Consider the following 16,273-nt stretch of genomic DNA (forward strand, 5'->3'; position numbering starts at 1 on the left):
TCTTTATAAGTTTCCACGTCTTCTTTGTGGACACGACCATTTGCACCTGAGCCAGAAACATCATAGAGGTTGATTCCCAAATCATCCGCTAACTTTCTAGCTGCAGGAGTCGCTCTTAGCTTGTCATCAGCCATGACCTCTCCAATTCTATTATAAGATATTAAGGACGCAGAGGGCGATGAAAAAATAGGAGATTGATGCTGTGTTCGATGAACACAGGGAAATCTATCTTTTTTTCGCAGACCTCCGTCCGAATTCAATTACATGATACTAAGGACTTGAAAAACGATTGAAAAATAGGAAATCAACTCGGGCTTCGATGAAGCCAAGAAGATTTATCTTTTTTCCGAACTTTTAGCCCATGTTCAACTCTACAAGTAACTTGGATACAAACCTATCTCAAGTTACTACGGTTGTCGCTATCTGCGACCAACCTAGTAGACTTACTAAGCCGTTCGTCGAATATCATCGATTCGACTCTCTCCTGTTGCAACTTTACAAGTAACTTGTATACAAACGTATCTCAAGTTACTTCGGTTGCTGCTATCAGGCAGCCAACCTAGTAGACTTACTAATTCGCTCATCGGATAAAATCAATCCGAATAACGATTGTCTGCAATTAGTAAAATTTTAGCTACTTTGACCCTCTACACAAGATTAGATTACATAAAATAATTTATGTAATCTAATTCATGAGAAAGCCTTTTCTTTATTATACCTTATTCTTTATGATATGTCTTCCGAATAGCGTCTTTGATGCTTTCAACTGTCGGAATCATAGCATTTTCCAAGTTTTGTGCATAAGGCATAGGGACATCTTCACCTGCACAGCGGCGGATTGGCGCATCTAGATAGTCAAACGCTTCAGACTCAGAAATAATCGCTGAAATTTCACCAATGTATCCACTTGTTTTGTGGGCATCATTAACCAGAACAACCTTACCAGTCTTCTTAACAGAATTAATGATAATATCCTTATCAAGCGGCACCAATGTACGTGGGTCGACCACTTCTACAGAGATGCCTTCTTCTGCCAATTCTTCCGCTGCCTGCATGACACGGCGAAGCATTTTTCCGTAAGTAACAACTGTTACATCGGTACCTTCTTTTTTGATTTCACCTACACCGAGTGGGATTACATACTCAGGATCTAGTGGCACCTCTCCTTTTTGGTTAAATTCAGACTTGTATTCTAGGATAATGACCGGGTTGTTGTCTCGGATAGATGCTTTAAGAAGGCCCTTCATATCTGCCGGAGTTCCTGGAGCGACTACCTTAAGCCCTGGAATGTGGGTAAACCAAGATTCCAAAGACTGCGAGTGCTGAGCTGCAGAGCCAACTCCATTACCTGCTGCACAGCGGACAGTCATTGGGACTTGTCCTTTTCCACCAAACATATAGCGTGTTTTAGCGGCTTGGTTGACAATAGCATCCATGGCGATTACAGAGAAGTCCATAAAGGTCATGTCTACGATTGGACGCAACCCTGTCATAGCTGCTCCAGCTGCTGCTCCCGAGATGGCAGCTTCAGAAATCGGACAGTCACGAACACGTTCTGGACCAAATTCTTCAAGCATCCCAACAGAAGTACCGAAGTCCCCTCCGAAGACTCCGACATCCTCTCCCATCAAGAGTACATTTTCATCGCGACGCATTTCCTCAGACATAGCGAGGATAATGGTGTCACGAAAAGACATAGTTTTAGTTTCCATTTTCTTTTACTCCTCTCTTTAGTCTGCGTAAATATCTTCAAAGGCAGATTCAAGCGGCGGGAATGGACTTTCTTCTGCGAACTTCACAGACGCTTCTACTGCTTCTTTGACTCCAGCTTGGACAGCTTCCAGCTCTTCTTCGCTTGCAATCTTGTTTTCCAGCAAGTATTTACGAAGATTTTCGATTGGATCTTTTTTCTTCCATTCTTCTACTTCTTCACGAGTACGGTATTTACCTGGGTCAGAAGACGAGTGTCCCAACCAACGATAAGTCACACTTTCAATCAAGACAGGTCCTTTACCACTTCGAACATGCTCGACAGCCTTTTGGAAGCCTTCATAGACATCCAGAACATTATTGCCATCTTCAATGAATATACCTGGAATTCCATAAGCTGCACTGCGCTCGTGGATGTGCTCTACATTGGTCATTTTCTTGATGTCAGCAGAAATACCATAGCCGTTATTGATACAATAGAAAATAACGGGTAGATTCCAGATAGAAGCCATGTTGACTGCTTCGTGGAAGACACCTTCGTTGGTAGCACCGTCACCAAAGAAGCAGACAACAATCTTACCTGTCTTCTGCATTTGCTGGGTCAGAGCTGCCCCGACAGCGATTCCCATGCCACCGCCTACAATACCATTGGCACCAAGGTTTCCGGCATCTAGGTCAGCAATGTGCATAGAGCCACCTTTTCCTTTACAGGTTCCGGTGTATTTCCCTAGGATTTCCGCCATCATTTCGTTGAGGTTGATTCCTTTGGCGATAGCTTGACCGTGTCCCCGGTGATTAGAAGTCAGCAAATCATCCTCATTTAAGGCTAGCATAGCACCGACATTGGCTGCTTCCTCACCCACTGAGAAGTGAGTCATTCCAGGAACCTTTCCTTTTTTTACAAGTTGAGCAATTTTTAAGTCCATGCGACGGATTTCTTCCATCTTACGGAACATCTCTAACAAAAGATTCTTATCTAAAGTTGCCATTTTTTTGCCTTTCTAAACATAATTCTTCTATTTAATTCTATCTAAAGCTGTAAGCACTGTCAAAACTTTTGCTCACTTATATTTCACAAAGAAAAACCAGTCAATCCATTGGATAAACTGGTTTCCGACACCAAAATAGAAATTTCACAAACTTTTTGTGCTAGAGTAGTTTTTACTATTTTGAAACTGTTATACGAAAATAATAGCAGAGCATGCTTCTGATTAATCTGCCTGTTTAGCAAAATCTGCAATCATCTGCTCCATTTGCTCGCGGCTTGGTGTTGTCAGCATATAAAGGTAGTCACCTTGCAGCTCCGCAAATGCAGCTGGCATGTCTTTTTTAACCTTGAAGTTATCTCGGTATTTTTCCAGCAAGTCAGCCTCAGGGTAAGCATAGTTCGTTGATGCACGGCGTGAGGTTGCCAGACAGAACAAGGGCTCCATGTGGGCAGCTGGGAAAGGCTCTCCTGCTACAATCGCTGCATAGCCTCTGTAAAGATCGATTGAGTGAGCGAAATTATAAACATCAATGGTAAAGCCACCGGCTGGACGGTTATTGTACTCAATGGCCACATAATCATCACCCTCGCGGAAGAACTCAATATGGAAAAAACGTTCTTTCATGCCGAAGATTTTGACAATCGCTTCTCCATAAGCACGCAGTTTTGGATCCATATCCTTGAGAACGTAGTAGGAATTGTCCATCTTATACATCATCAAATCCAGCGGTGTATGCGCATAGTCAAAGGTGGTTGCAAAGACGATCTGACCGTCCTTATCTACCAAACCGTCAAAGGTACAAATCTCGCCAGACTGGACAAACTTTTCAAAGAAATAAGCGGTCTGATGATCCCATTCTTGCTTGAATCGTTCAACATCTTCTGCTGCTTCCAATTTAAAGGTCGCAGCTGCTCCCACTCCATTATCAGGCTTGGCAATCAAAGGCAGACCAAGTTTCTTGACAGCTAAATCTGCCCCAGCTTCTGTGTTGACAATCTGACCTGGAACGACTGGAACACCTGCTTTTTTAAAGAGTTTCTTCATCTCTGATTTGAACTTGGTCTTTTTCAAGTCTTTGGGTTTTGCTCCAAAAACATTGAATTGCTCACGCAACTCTGCGTCCAGTTCCAGCCAGTATTCATTATGAGACTCAATCCGATCAATAGGCCCATGCTTGTAGAAAAGAAAGGCCACCGCTCTTTTAACTTCGTCAAGATTTTCAAGATTTTCTACTCTGAAATATTCAGTTAATGAATCCTTCAAAGGCTGGTCTAGCTGGTCATAAGGCTCCTGACCGATTCCAAGTACAGTGATACCTTTATTGGCCAGTTCCACAGTAAACTGTTGGAAATTTTGCGGATAGTAGGGAGAAATAACGATATAATTCATAGAAAACCTCCTTTAAAGATTGAGTTCATTGAGGAAATAAGGCATTTGCTTACGCCACCAAATCCAGTCATGGGAAACATCGTGGCCCCATTCAGCAAACCAAGCTGGAATATTCTTATGATCAAAAGCTTCTTTCAGCGTGTAGAAGGAAGGAAGGCCATCCTGCTCCCAGTCGCCTAAGCCAGTACAAACGATAATATCCGCCTGTCGATAGCGGTCAATAAACCAGCCATCATTTTGGTTCCAGATATAGTCAGCTGGCGAGTTTTGATAAATGACTTCGTCATTCAAATTGTCACCGACAAAGAAACGTGCATCATAGACACCACTGAGGGCAATCACTTTATTGAAAACATCTGGATGCTGCAGGAAGAAATTAACAGCATGATAAGCTCCCATGGAGCAGCCTGTCGTCATCATAGGGTCAAACCAGCCTGTCTTATGCTTGACAAACGGAATCGCTTCCTCGATGACATAACGCTCATATGTACGATGCATTTCTGCTCGATCGTGAGGATGCTTCCAGTCCGCCAGCCAGCTCTCACTATCAACGCTGCTGAGAGTGAAAAACTGAACCTTACCGGCCTCAATAAAGCCAGCGCAGGCTTCAATCATGCCAAAGTCAGCATACTCATTGTGGCTGCCGCCTGATGATGCAAAGACTATAATCGGGAGCCCAGCGTGGCCATAGCGATTGACATACATTTCACGGCCTAGATTACCGCTCCAATGGCTTAAAAATTCTACATGCATAGTTTCTACCTCTTTCTCACTGTTTGACTAGACTACCATTTTTCGCTGATAAAACGGAAACAGTCCGGCAAGTGCTCTGCCCAAGCGATTTCGTTGTGAATAGCTCCAGACTGGATCTTAATCTGAATATTGGACAAATCTACCCCAGATACAAGTAACTGCCGGAAATAGCTGAGCGATGAATCAATATAGGCCTGCTTGATGTTGCCAGCCATCAATGTCTTATCCGTATCATCAGCCTCTTCCGTCCCAACATAAATGAAAACTCGCTGGTCTACCTGAAGTTTCTTTCTCTCAATATAACGGTCAAAGGCTTCCTGATGCAGCCAATTTGCTGATGAAAAAATTCCCAAACAGCCAATCTGATCTTGGTATTCAACACCGATAAACTGGCTGATATTTCCCCCAAGAGAAGAGCCAATCATAGCCGTATGCAGCCGATCTGACTTGGTCCGATAATGCTGGTCAATGAAAGGCTTGACGGCTTCCATGACAAACTCCGCATACTCTGTTCCCTTGCCACCAAACTGAATACCGGGAATGTTGGACTCTTGGAACTTCCAAGCTGAATACTCATTCATCCGCCCTTGGCCATCGTTGTCAATAGCCACAACAATCATTTTTTCAATGTCTGGATTACGCTTGATTGTCGGAATCACCTTCCACGAATGGCCGCTGAAAGATTCCTTGCTATAGAGAACATTTTGGCCGTCATGAAAATAAACGACCGGATAGGTCTTGTTTGTATCCTGGCTATAGTTCTTTGGAAGCAAGACGCGGACACGGCGTTTTTGCTTAGTATAAGGAACGACCAACTCATGTGTTTTCATTTCAAGGTAAAAATAGGATTTATTCATTTTCAGAAAACTTTCTATTTTCAAAATTTTTATTTATTATATCACAAATTAAACAAAAAAGTTAGGAATTTCCTAACTTTTTAATGATTTTTATTAGATAATGATAGAAAATAGATTATTTATCCAAATAAGGCTGTAAATCCTGCAAGGCTCGCTCAGCAATTTTCTCATAGCGCTCTTTCTTGTCACGAATCCGACGGCCGTCCAACTCTTTGATAATGCCAAAATTGACATTCATGGGTTGGAAATGCTTGCTATCAGCATGGGTAACATAGTGAGGCAGGCTTCCAATAGCTGTTGTTTCTGGAAAAACAAGTGCTTCTTCTCCCTTGAAGAGTCGAGCGGCATTGATACCAGCAACTAGACCTGAAGCTGCTGACTCTACGTATCCTTCAACTCCAGTCATTTGACCTGCAAAGAAAAGATTTGGCTGTTTCTTAGAGCGGAAAGTCTGTTCAAGTAGATTTGGAGAATCCATATAAGAGTTTCGATGCATAACTCCATAGCGGACAAATTCTGCATTCTCAAGGCCAGGAATCATCTGAAAGACCCTCTTTTGCTCGCCCCACTTGAGATGAGTTTGGAAGCCAACGATGTTGTAAAGACTGCCTGCTGCATTATCCTGACGAAGCTGCACCACGGCGTATGGCATCTTAAAGTCTCCGTCACGAGGCCCTTGGTAGTCATCTGGATATTCTAAACCAACTGGCTTCATTGGTCCATAAAGCATGGTTTTAATGCCTCGTTTGGCCATAACTTCAATAGGCATGCAACCTTCAAAGTATTTTTCTTTTTCAAAGGAATTGAGCGGTGCTTCTTCGGCGTTGACCAAAGCATCATGGAAATCCATAAATTCTTGCTTAGTCATAGGTGCATTGAGATAGGCTGCTTCCCCCTTATCATAGCGAGATTTGAGATAGACCTTGGTCATATCAATGGTATTGACATCGATGATTGGCGCTGCTGCGTCGTAGAAATAAAAACCGTCGCCTCCATTGAGCTCGTGGATTTTTTCTGCCAAAGTATCGCTGGTCAAGGGGCCTGTCGCAATGACTGTGATGTCACCCTCTGGAATTTCGGTGATTTCTTCACGAATGACCTCAATCAATGGATGGTTGCTCACTAGTTCCGTTACCATCTGAGAAAAACCCTCTCTATCAACCGCTAGAGCACCACCTGCTGGTACCCGAGTCGCTTCTGCTGACTTTAAAATGACTGAGTCCAACCGTCGCATTTCTTCCTTTAGCAGACCAACTGCATTGGTCAGCGCATCTCCTCGCAAAGAGTTAGAGCAGACCAGTTCTGCAAAGTCCGCAGTTTTGTGCTGAGGCGTTGACTTAACACCCCGCATTTCATAGAGTTTGACTGGGATGCCATGCTTGGCAATCTGGTAAGCTGCTTCACTGCCAGCCAGACCAGCACCGATAACATTGATATAGGATGATGACATGATACTCTCCCTTGGATATTTCTAGATTTTCACTCTGACCATTATAACAAAAAGATAGTAAAAAAGACAGACAGAAGGATTCCCGTCTATCCATCATTTTGTCATTTTTTCCAAGTAAGCAATCTTAGCAAAATCCTTATGATTGTTATTTTCATTTCGATAAGAATCTTGGGAAGAGGCACGGTAGATGGCTAAAAATTGCTCTGCTGTCGGCAGTAGAAACTGAACACCTTCTACTTCTCTTCGAGACAGCTTCTCTAGCGGCACACCTGAAAATGCCTCTAAGGTTTCCATGGCCCCAAACTCAATAGACAGATCTCCTTTTTGAAATTCATGCTCGTGTAGATCAACCAAATGGTAGCCTAGCCGCTCCATCATTGATTCAATCTTATCCATATCATAAATACGTTCTTCATCTGGCGCTTCCCAGCCACGCTCATCACCGTGAACATGAATATCAATATCCCGAGCCTGCCATTCTTGTCCGGTAACTTGCTCCAGACCTAGAGAACCCATCAGAAGTGGAACAATCCCCATCTTATTCAGTTGAGACGCGATTTTTAGAAATTCTGCAAATTTATCTGTCATAAAGCTGCACCTCTTCTTCAAAAAATATTTTACGTAATATAAATTATGTAAAAATAACTATTTCACTTTTTCTTCTTCGTAATCGCCATTGCTGCAGACCACTTGCTTGCCACCGCCGCGGACTTTCTTTTCGATCAAATAATGGTCACATTTTGGACAGTTCCGGCCAACCGGCTTGTCCCAAGATGTGAAATCACAGTCAGGATAACGATCACAGCCGTAGAAAATGCGATTTCGTTTAGTCTTACGCTCAATAACTTGACCTTTTTGGCACTGTGGGCAGGTCACGCCGATTTCCTTGACAATAGCCTGAGTGTGACGACAGTCTGGGAAATTGCTGCAGGCATAGAACTTGCCAAATCGACCTAACTTAATGACCATGGGACTGCCACAGACCTCACAGTCAAAACCGGCTGGCTCATCCTTGATTTGGATTTTCTCCATTTCAGTCTCGGCTTTAGAAACTTCCTTTTCAAAAGGTTGATAAAACTCGTCAATAACTTTCTGCCATTGCTCTTTGCCAACTTCTACATCATCCAGTTTAGCTTCCATTTCTGCTGTAAATTTCACATTTACGATACCTGGGAAGAATTCGACAATCAGAGAATTGACAATCTCACCTAATTCCGTTGGCTCAAAACGCTTGGAAACCAGCTTAACGTAATATCGTTTCTGAATAGTTTCAATGGTCGGTGCATAGGTAGACGGACGACCAACACCATTTTCTTCTAAAGTCTTGATAAGAGTCGCTTCAGAATAACGAGCAGGTGGCTGGGTAAAGTGTTGTTCCGGATTGGTATTGACACGTTTGACTTTATCACCCTTTTCCATATCCGGCAGCATTTTATTCTTGTCAGAGTCATTGTAAATAGCTAGATAGCCATCAAACTTGACCTGACTGCCATTGGCGGCAAATTGGACACCATTTTGCCCCAGCTTAACATTCATTGTATCAAAGACTGCTCCCGTCATTTGGCTGGCTACAAAACGGTTCCAAATCAGCGTATAGAGCTTAAGTTGATCCTTATCCAGATACTTTGCGATGCTTTCTGGAGTATTGAAAACGCTGGAAGGACGAATGGCCTCGTGGGCATCTTGAGCGCCAGAAGCGTTCTTGGCCTTGCTGCCATGTTTGGAATATTTGGCGCCAAATTTATCCGTTATAAAGCTTGCTGCTTCATTTTGCGCTACTGGACTGATACGAGTCGAGTCGGTACGCATATACGTAATAAGACCTTGTACGCCAGAACCGATATTAATCCCCTCATAGAGCTGCTGAGCCACCATCATGGTCTTACGAGTCCGGAAATTAATCTTATTAGCGGCATCCTGCTGCATAGAGGAAGTCGTGTAGGGCAGCGGAGCATTGCGTCGACGCTCTTTCTTTTCGACACTGTCGACTGTAAAGTCATCACTCTTGAGGTGAGACAGAACTTCTTTGACCTCATCGTTGTTGGTCAGCTTCATCTTTTTACCATTCATGCCGTAAAAGCTGGCCTGGAACTGACGGGTTCCTTTCTTGAAGGTTCCGTCAATTGTCCAATATTCTTCTGGTTTGAAGACGTTGATTTCATTTTCCCGGTCGATAATCAGCTTGAGGGCGACAGACTGAACCCGACCAGCTGACAGGCCTTTTTTGACTTTCTTCCAGAGAATAGGAGAAATGGAATAACCAACCAAGCGGTCCAAAACTCGACGAGCCTGCTGTGCATCGACCAGATCCATATCAATCTGGCGCGGCTCTTTAAATGCATTCTTGACCGCATCTTTGGTGATTTCATTAAAGACGACGCGGTTTTTTTCTTTCTCATCCAGATTCAGAATGTGAGCCAGATGCCAAGAAATAGCTTCTCCTTCGCGGTCCGGGTCACTTGCCAGAAAGACTTGCTTAGCTTTCTTGGCTTCTTTTTTCAAGTCATTAATCAACGGACCTTTACCACGAATATTGATGTATTGCGGCTCATAGTTGTTCTCAAAATCAATGGACATCGTAGACTTTTTCAGGTCACGAATATGCCCGACACTGGCCAGAACCTTGTAGTTTCGTCCCAGATATTTTTCTATTGTTTTTGCCTTGGCAGGCGACTCTACGATGACAAGATTTTTCTTGGTCGTAGACTTTTTCTTTGTTTTTGTTACCAATTTAGACACCTTCTATAAGAAATAAATCTCATAGAGTTTAAACTATTTTTTGATAGATGTCAACTGCTAACTTTTCTTATAGGAAAACTTGTTTTAAAAGTCAAACTCTGAAAGGACGTCAGATCCTGATGTGATGCACTTTGCGCCCTCTTGGATCAAATGATGGCAACCGTCAGATTTCCCATCTAAAATAGACCCTGGAATAGCAAAGACATCCCGCCCTTCTTCCATCGCTCGCTCACAGGTAATCAGACTGCCTGAGCGCATCTTGGCTTCTGCCACGATGACGCCTCGACAGAGACCTGCGATGATACGATTTCGCTCTGGAAAATGAAATTTCAAAGGCTGTTCACCCGGACCATACTCTGTCAGCAATAAATGGTTTTTGCCAATGTAAGCTTGTAGTTTTTTGTTGGCCTTGGGATAAAAGACATCTAATCCTGTTCCGATGACAGCAATTGTCTGACCTCCGTTTTGCAGGGCAGCCATATGGGCTGCCGTATCTATTCCACGAGCTAGGCCACTAACGATAACCAATTCATTGTTTAGCTCCTTGACAATCTTTTGTACAGAGGCATTTCCTTGCTTACTGCTGTCTCGACTGCCAACCACCGCAGCCTTGGGCAATTCTAGTAGATTTAGATTTCCCTGATAAAATAACAAAGTCGGGGCATCGTAAATTTCGCATAAATCCCAAGGGTAAATATCATCCAAGATAGAAAAGGACGGGAAAAGTTCAAATTCTTCCTTCAAAGCTGGTAAATCAAGCCTCTTATATTTCTCTATAAAGAGAGCGGGATTACGGCACTCAGATACGACAGCCTTATCTCGCAGAGAAAGCTTGCCATCTCTACTTTCAGCGTATCTCAAAACATTTAAAACCTGATGATTAGTCAAGCCAGCTTTTTTCATTTTATAAATCTCAAAATTATTCATTTTTTCACCTCACTTTCTTATTCGTAAAAAAAGTTCAAAAAAAGAACTGCAATACAGTTCTTTCTTTACGATTTTATTGAATTTGATGTTGTCAATAGCTGGTTTTCTTGACTATTGCCTTTAACCCATCTTTTATTCTTTATGAACAGGGATTTCCTTAATAATTCGTGCTGGATTACCAGCCAAGACTACATTGTCACCAAAAGACTTGGTCACAACCGCTCCGGCACCAACCACGACATTATCCCCTAGTGTCACGCCCGGCAGAATCGTCACACCTCCGCCAGCCCAGAAATTATCACCAATAGTGATTGGGGCTCCGTACTCAATTCCGGAATTTCTTTCCACTGGATCAAGCGGATGAAGAGGTGTCAGAAACTGGCAATTTGGACCAAGCATAGCATTGTCTCCAATGCGAATGGGGCAAACGTCCAGCATAGTCAGGTTCCAGTTAGAACAAAAATTTTCTCCTAAATGAATGTTAATTCCGTAGTCGCAAACCAAATCTGGCTTCATAGCAAGATTCTCCCCTGTGCTGCCAAACCATTCTTTGATAATAGCACTGCGCCGGTCACTGTCTCGCTCTTGGTTAAAACGATATTGAAATTCTTTGGAGCAGGCTCTAATTTTTCTTAAATCTTCATCTTGTGGTCGGTAAATCTCCCCAGCAATCATCTTTTCGTATTCGCTTCGCATAGCATCCTCCTTTTTATGTTTATTCACACATGGATTTTACGGGTTCAAATGTCTTGCGATGAATAGGAGTTACGCCGTTTCTTTCCAATCCTTGCAAATGATTTTTGGTCCCATAACCAGCATTTTTCGCAAAATCATAGCCAGGAAATTCCTTGTCATAGTCTGCCATCAGCTTATCCCGAGTAACTTTAGCAACAATACTGGCTGCCGCGATAGACAGAGAGTTGGCATCGCCCTTGATGATGGACTCTTGCGGAATATCAACATCCAGTTTCATGGCATCAATCAGCAGATAATCTGGCTTGAGACTCAATTTAGACAAAGCTTTTTTCATAGCAAGTTTGGTCGCTTCATAGATATTGACTTGATCAATAATCTCGCTGTCCATCAGGCCAATACCGACCGCCAAGGCTTTATCCATGACTGCCTGATAGATCTCTTGATGTTTTTTCTTAGGAATTTTTTTACTGTCGTTGAGCCCCTTAATCTTACATCCTGGAGGTAAGATAACAGCTGCAGCGACAACTGGTCCAGCTAGAGGACCACGACCGACTTCATCAATCCCAGCAATCGCCTGATAGCCAGCTTTATAAAGCTTTTTTTCATACCGTAACATCTGCTCCAGACGCAAATCCTCATTTAACTCTGCCTGAATAGCTCTTTTACGTTTTTCAATCGCCTTTTGAACTCCGCTCCGCTGGTCATTAGCTGCTTCTGCCAGAAAAGGATCAGCCAAATCTGTCACCAATTCTAAACGTTGCTGGATTTCTTTAATCGTTGCCATCTAGTTCTCCAACCGTGTCCAAGCAATAACGGCCTAACTTGCCATCGCGGACATCTTTGACAAAAAGGCTGTAAAAACGATCGTAGTCATCGCGAAAGCCGAGTTTTTGGGTCATATCCATAATCATATCAGGCGCTTCCTGACTTAGATCCAGCTGCTTGAAGCGTGCTATCAGCTCCTCAGGATAATGCTCCTTAAAATAATTAAGGCCGAAAATCGTCACCTCATCCATAGGCAGCAGATTATCCTTAATAGCACCAGTCAGGGCAAGCTTGAGAGCAACCGTCTCATCTTCAAACTTAGGCCAGAGAATACCTGGCGTATCCAAAATTTCCAAGTCTTTATTTGACTTGAGCCATTGCTGACCTTTTGTCACACCTGGCTTATTCCCTACAACAGCGATTTTCTTACCAGCTAAGCGATTCATGAGGGTTGATTTTCCGGCATTGGGAATACCGATTATCATAGTACGCAGGGTTTCGATGCGAATCCCTCTCTCTTTCTGACGAGCTAATTTATCAGCCATAAGTTTCTTAGCCGCATCTGTTACTTTTTTAACAGCAGATTGCTCTTTGGAATTAATAGATAAAGTCGGAATCCCCTGACTTTCAAAATAGCTCTGCCATTCCTTAATACGAACAGGGTCAGCCAAATCAGCCTTGTTTAAAATCAAAAGCTTAGGTTTATCGCCCACAATCTTAGTCAACATAGGATTCTGACTGGATAAAGGAAGTCTCGCATCAACCAGTATTGTCACAAAATCAACAAACTTAATATTTTCCTGTACCTGTCTCCGTGCCTTAGACATATGACCCGGAAACCATTGAATCGTTGCCATAATTTATCCTTTCAACGAATATCATTGATAAAATTTTATATCTTTACCTATTTTAACATATTTCTAGAATTTAAGCGGGTGAATGCTAAAGCGATACTCTCTACCTCGAGAGCGAAAAAAGCCCTAGCAGGCTTTTTAACTTTATCTCACTTGCTCAAAATGCAGATGCACAGCGATATGATCTCCATAGCCGTTGCGCTCTAAATCTCGTTGAAGGCGATAGGAAATATAATGCTCTGCGATGGTAATATAACCTGCACCCAAGAGGCGGCTTTCAACCATGGATTGGATCATGCTAATCGTCGCACGTTCAACCTTAGCTTCTTCCAAATCTAGAACGACTTTCTTTGTAACCTGCGCTAAATTCTGACGCAAATCATCTGTCAACACATAGACAGTCTGAGCTGCCTTTAGAACTGCTTGATAGATTTTATCTGGGTCGAATTCTACAACTTCTCCACTCCGTTTAATGACTTGCATAAAAAACTCCTTTTATATTATATATTTCTAATCTAATGTAAGTCTCTAACATGACTGCTGCCAATCTAGTTATCTATAGTCTGCTCAAAAAGAAATTCCAAAGCTAGACCATACCTTAATATTATATAATTTTTTCCAATATTTTTCAAAGGATGCTTCCTTTTTTCTTTAGCCTTAAAAGACTATATAAAAGGACTGCTCTAGGCAATCCTTTCTAGAAATATTTCTTTCAGTTTTATCAATTAATAATCCGGTCTCAGGACACCTTTAACCGTCTCTTTGGTTGCTTGATAGTCGCCATCAACAACGACCTTGATAATGCGTTTGGCATCTTCTTCAGGCGCAGGCACAAGCGGTAAGCGGGTTGGCCCAGCCGCAAAACCCAAGTAATTAAGAACAGCCTTGACTGGTGCTGGACTTGGATAAGAGAAGAGTGCATTGACTTTAGGGATGAATTTTCGTTGAATAGCTGCTGCTTTTTTGATGTCATTGTGCTCAATAGCATCCAGCATTTCAAACATTTCATCGCCATTCGTGTGAGAAGCAACTGAAATAACTCCATCAGCCCCCAGATTCATAGCATGAAAGGCATCACCATCCTCACCAGTGTAAATCAGAAACTCCTCTGGACGATGCTCAATCAGATAGGCCATATTCGCCAGACTGGTACATTCTTTAACGCCGATAATGTTTGGATGTTCTGCTAATCTCAGCATAGTCTCAGGTGTCATCTCAACTACTACCCGGCCAGGTATATTGTAGATAATGATGGGCAGGTTTGAAGCATCCGCAATGGCTTTAAAGTGCTGATACATCCCTTCCTGAGAAGGTTTGTTGTAATAGGGTACGATGGCCAAACCAGCTGCAAAACCACCAAATGCATCTACTTCTTTGACGAATTCGATAGAGTCGCGCGTTTCATTGGTACCGACACCGGCTATCAAAGGAACACGCCCCTTGACAACCTTTTGAACAGCCGCAAATAATTCCAACTCTTCATCGTGAGTCAGGGTTGGACTTTCAGCAGTTGTTCCAGCTAGCAAAATCCCATCCGTATGATGCGCCAAAAGGTGCTCAATCAAGTCTGGAATAGCTTCAAAATTGATAGAACCATCATCATGAAAAGGAGTAATAAAAGCTGTGATGATTTTACAGTTTTTCAGATCCGCATACGCCATAAACTTACCTCTCTTTGTACGAAAAGAGGGTTGAAAGAACGACTATTCAACCCTATGCTGTCAAGTTTCCTTGGTCACTTTATTTTAATTCAAAAACAACTTCTGCTGTCGGACGAACTAAACCACGCTCATGCAGTGTCTCTGCGATTTGAACAGAATTCCAAGCCGCTCCTTTAAGAAGATTGTCTGAAACGACCCACATGTGGATTCCTTTTTCCGCATCAAGATCCTTGCGAATCCGACCAACAAAGGTTTCTTTCTTACCAACTGCATTGATTGCTTGCGGATAAACCTGATGAGCTACATCATCCTCCAGAACAGCACCAGGAAAGGCTGAAATTGCTGCTTTTACCTGATCAATAGGTGCAACTTCCTTAGTCTCGATGTAGACAGACTCTGAGTGAGCAGATAAAATCGGAAGGCGAACACATGTCGCAGAAACAGCAATAGAATCATCTTCCATGATTTTCTTGGTTTCCTTGGTCATCTTCATCTCTTCATAAGTGTAGTCGTTATCTGTAAAGACATCAATCTGAGGTAAGGCATTAAAAGCAATAGGATAATGTTTTTTATCACCGCCACATGGGAGGATATTGGCTTCTGCGTCCTTAGGATTTACACCATCATTAAGAACAGAGCGCAATTGAGCTTGAGTTTCAAGAATGGCTCCCATACCTGCACCAGAAACTGCTTGATAGGTAGACACGATGATGCGCTCCAGCCCCCATTGCTGACGAACAGGCTCTAAAGCCACCATCATCTGAATTGTCGAGCAGTTAGGGCAAGCGATAATTCCCTTGTGCTGATCTAAGGCATGGGCGTTGACTTCTGGAACAACCAGAGGAACATCAGGATTTTGACGGAAATAAGAGGTGTTATCGACCACTACCGCTCCAGCTTTGACTGCGTAAGGAGCGAATTTTGCTGAGGTAGAACCACCAGCTGAAAAGAGAGCAATATCTACACCTTCAAAAGCCGTCTCAGTCGTCTCTTCAATAGTAATGTCTTGTCCCTTGAACTGGAGAACTTTACCAGCTGAACGAGCAGACGCCAGATAGCGTATTTTATCAATTGGAAGGCTAGACTCTTCCAGCATTTTAATCATTTGAGATCCAACGGCACCAGTGGCACCTACTACAGCAACTGTATATCCCATGCGATAACCTCTCTGAATTTTCAAAAAATTTTGTATTGTTAGTATTATACTATTTTTAGGGAAAAATGCAAATGGTTCTAAAGAATAAATGTTCGATATTTTAGATAAACTGCATTTACACACTGCTCTATAACTCAACTTCTTCCTGTGGACTCGTTTCATCAAGATCAATAGCACTCACGACGCCAACCGTCTCAGCATCAATGTCTCTAAGCTCGGCTGCGACTAACCGTCATGCCTGTCTAAGAGACATAGAAAAATCCCCAATCCGGAGACTGGGGATAAGGGCACTTTCGTGTGATCAGCAGGTTCACACAACTGATCAAG

16 protein-coding genes are annotated in these 16,273 nt (G+C 42.7%); all 16 read right to left on the reverse strand.

What is annotated here, in order from left to right; genetic code table 11:
- The coding region (locus QZ169_RS10020) for an E3 binding domain-containing protein (protein WP_295506784.1) at positions 1–134 on the reverse strand (134 nt) is incomplete at its 3' end.
- 585 nt (positions 135–719) lie between these two features.
- On the reverse strand, positions 720–1,712 hold the full coding sequence (locus QZ169_RS10025) for an alpha-ketoacid dehydrogenase subunit beta (protein ID WP_009660433.1): 993 nt from the start codon (positions 1,710–1,712) through the stop codon (positions 720–722).
- 18 nt (positions 1,713–1,730) lie between these two features.
- Entirely contained in the window at positions 1,731–2,699 is a 969-nt protein-coding gene (locus QZ169_RS10030) for a thiamine pyrophosphate-dependent dehydrogenase E1 component subunit alpha (protein ID WP_295506761.1), read from the reverse strand.
- A 222-nt stretch (positions 2,700–2,921) separates the two neighbouring features.
- Positions 2,922–4,088: an acetyl-CoA carboxylase biotin carboxylase subunit family protein gene (locus QZ169_RS10035; protein ID WP_295506763.1), complete on the reverse strand. Its 1,167-nt coding sequence runs from the start codon at positions 4,086–4,088 to the stop codon at positions 2,922–2,924.
- A gap of 12 nt (positions 4,089–4,100) precedes the next feature.
- Positions 4,101–4,841 (reverse strand): esterase family protein, encoded by a 741-nt coding sequence (locus QZ169_RS10040; RefSeq protein WP_295506765.1) that lies wholly within the window; start codon positions 4,839–4,841, stop codon positions 4,101–4,103.
- Positions 4,842–4,873: 32 nt separating this feature from the next.
- Positions 4,874–5,698 carry an alpha/beta hydrolase gene (locus QZ169_RS10045; RefSeq protein ID WP_295506767.1) on the reverse strand — a complete coding sequence of 275 codons (825 nt, stop codon included), beginning with the start codon at positions 5,696–5,698 and terminating at the stop codon, positions 4,874–4,876.
- Positions 5,699–5,813: 115 nt separating this feature from the next.
- A complete protein-coding gene (trmFO, locus tag QZ169_RS10050) occupies positions 5,814–7,148 on the reverse strand; it encodes a methylenetetrahydrofolate--tRNA-(uracil(54)-C(5))-methyltransferase (FADH(2)-oxidizing) TrmFO (RefSeq protein WP_295506769.1) in 1,335 nt (444 codons plus the stop codon).
- Between the two features lie 93 nt (positions 7,149–7,241).
- On the reverse strand, positions 7,242–7,736 hold the full coding sequence (locus QZ169_RS10055; RefSeq protein ID WP_295506772.1) for a phosphoribosylanthranilate isomerase: 495 nt from the start codon (positions 7,734–7,736) through the stop codon (positions 7,242–7,244).
- Between the two features lie 57 nt (positions 7,737–7,793).
- Positions 7,794–9,887, reverse strand: a complete 2,094-nt coding sequence (gene topA / locus QZ169_RS10060; RefSeq protein WP_295506774.1) for a type I DNA topoisomerase — start codon at positions 9,885–9,887, stop codon at positions 7,794–7,796.
- 84 nt (positions 9,888–9,971) lie between these two features.
- Entirely contained in the window at positions 9,972–10,814 is an 843-nt protein-coding gene (dprA, locus tag QZ169_RS10065) for a DNA-processing protein DprA (RefSeq protein ID WP_002919004.1), read from the reverse strand.
- A gap of 132 nt (positions 10,815–10,946) precedes the next feature.
- Positions 10,947–11,510 carry a sugar O-acetyltransferase gene (locus QZ169_RS10070; protein WP_295506777.1) on the reverse strand — a complete coding sequence of 188 codons (564 nt, stop codon included), beginning with the start codon at positions 11,508–11,510 and terminating at the stop codon, positions 10,947–10,949.
- A gap of 19 nt (positions 11,511–11,529) precedes the next feature.
- Positions 11,530–12,294, reverse strand: a complete 765-nt coding sequence (locus tag QZ169_RS10075) for a ribonuclease HII (protein ID WP_295506779.1) — start codon at positions 12,292–12,294, stop codon at positions 11,530–11,532.
- Positions 12,281–13,132 (reverse strand): ribosome biogenesis GTPase YlqF, encoded by an 852-nt coding sequence (gene ylqF / locus QZ169_RS10080; RefSeq protein WP_002895477.1) that lies wholly within the window; start codon positions 13,130–13,132, stop codon positions 12,281–12,283. Before ylqF ends, QZ169_RS10075 begins: the two co-directional genes overlap by 14 nt.
- Positions 13,133–13,273: 141 nt before the next feature.
- Positions 13,274–13,612: an ATP cone domain-containing protein gene (locus QZ169_RS10085; RefSeq protein ID WP_002895476.1), complete on the reverse strand. Its 339-nt coding sequence runs from the start codon at positions 13,610–13,612 to the stop codon at positions 13,274–13,276.
- 242 nt (positions 13,613–13,854) lie between these two features.
- Positions 13,855–14,790, reverse strand: a complete 936-nt coding sequence (gene dapA, locus QZ169_RS10090; RefSeq protein WP_125378451.1) for a 4-hydroxy-tetrahydrodipicolinate synthase — start codon at positions 14,788–14,790, stop codon at positions 13,855–13,857.
- Between the two features lie 79 nt (positions 14,791–14,869).
- Positions 14,870–15,946, reverse strand: a complete 1,077-nt coding sequence (locus QZ169_RS10095) for an aspartate-semialdehyde dehydrogenase (protein WP_295506782.1) — start codon at positions 15,944–15,946, stop codon at positions 14,870–14,872.
- Positions 15,947–16,273: the final 327 nt, after the last annotated feature.

Origin of the sequence: uncultured Streptococcus sp., assembly GCF_905372115.1 — a bacterium.
Taxonomy (GTDB): Bacteria; Bacillota; Bacilli; order Lactobacillales; family Streptococcaceae; genus Streptococcus.

Bases quoted from the DNA above. Each gene is read 5' to 3' on its own strand.
- QZ169_RS10025 (WP_009660433.1), bottom strand. From the start codon at position 1,712: ATGGAAACTAAAACTATGTCTTTTCGTGACACCATTATCCTCGCTATG.
- QZ169_RS10030 (WP_295506761.1), bottom strand. From the start codon at position 2,699: ATGGCAACTTTAGATAAGAATCTTTTGTTAGAGATGTTCCGTAAGATG.
- QZ169_RS10035 (WP_295506763.1), bottom strand. From the start codon at position 4,088: ATGAATTATATCGTTATTTCTCCCTACTATCCGCAAAATTTCCAACAG.
- QZ169_RS10040 (WP_295506765.1), bottom strand. From the start codon at position 4,841: ATGCATGTAGAATTTTTAAGCCATTGGAGCGGTAATCTAGGCCGTGAA.
- QZ169_RS10045 (WP_295506767.1), bottom strand. From the start codon at position 5,698: ATGAATAAATCCTATTTTTACCTTGAAATGAAAACACATGAGTTGGTC.
- trmFO (WP_295506769.1), bottom strand. From the start codon at position 7,148: ATGTCATCATCCTATATCAATGTTATCGGTGCTGGTCTGGCTGGCAGT.
- QZ169_RS10055 (WP_295506772.1), bottom strand. From the start codon at position 7,736: ATGACAGATAAATTTGCAGAATTTCTAAAAATCGCGTCTCAACTGAAT.
- dprA (WP_002919004.1), bottom strand. From the start codon at position 10,814: ATGAATAATTTTGAGATTTATAAAATGAAAAAAGCTGGCTTGACTAAT.
- QZ169_RS10070 (WP_295506777.1), bottom strand. From the start codon at position 11,510: ATGCGAAGCGAATACGAAAAGATGATTGCTGGGGAGATTTACCGACCA.
- QZ169_RS10075 (WP_295506779.1), bottom strand. From the start codon at position 12,294: ATGGCAACGATTAAAGAAATCCAGCAACGTTTAGAATTGGTGACAGAT.
- ylqF (WP_002895477.1), bottom strand. From the start codon at position 13,132: ATGGCAACGATTCAATGGTTTCCGGGTCATATGTCTAAGGCACGGAGA.
- QZ169_RS10085 (WP_002895476.1), bottom strand. From the start codon at position 13,612: ATGCAAGTCATTAAACGGAGTGGAGAAGTTGTAGAATTCGACCCAGAT.
- dapA (WP_125378451.1), bottom strand. From the start codon at position 14,790: ATGGCGTATGCGGATCTGAAAAACTGTAAAATCATCACAGCTTTTATT.
- QZ169_RS10095 (WP_295506782.1), bottom strand. From the start codon at position 15,946: ATGGGATATACAGTTGCTGTAGTAGGTGCCACTGGTGCCGTTGGATCT.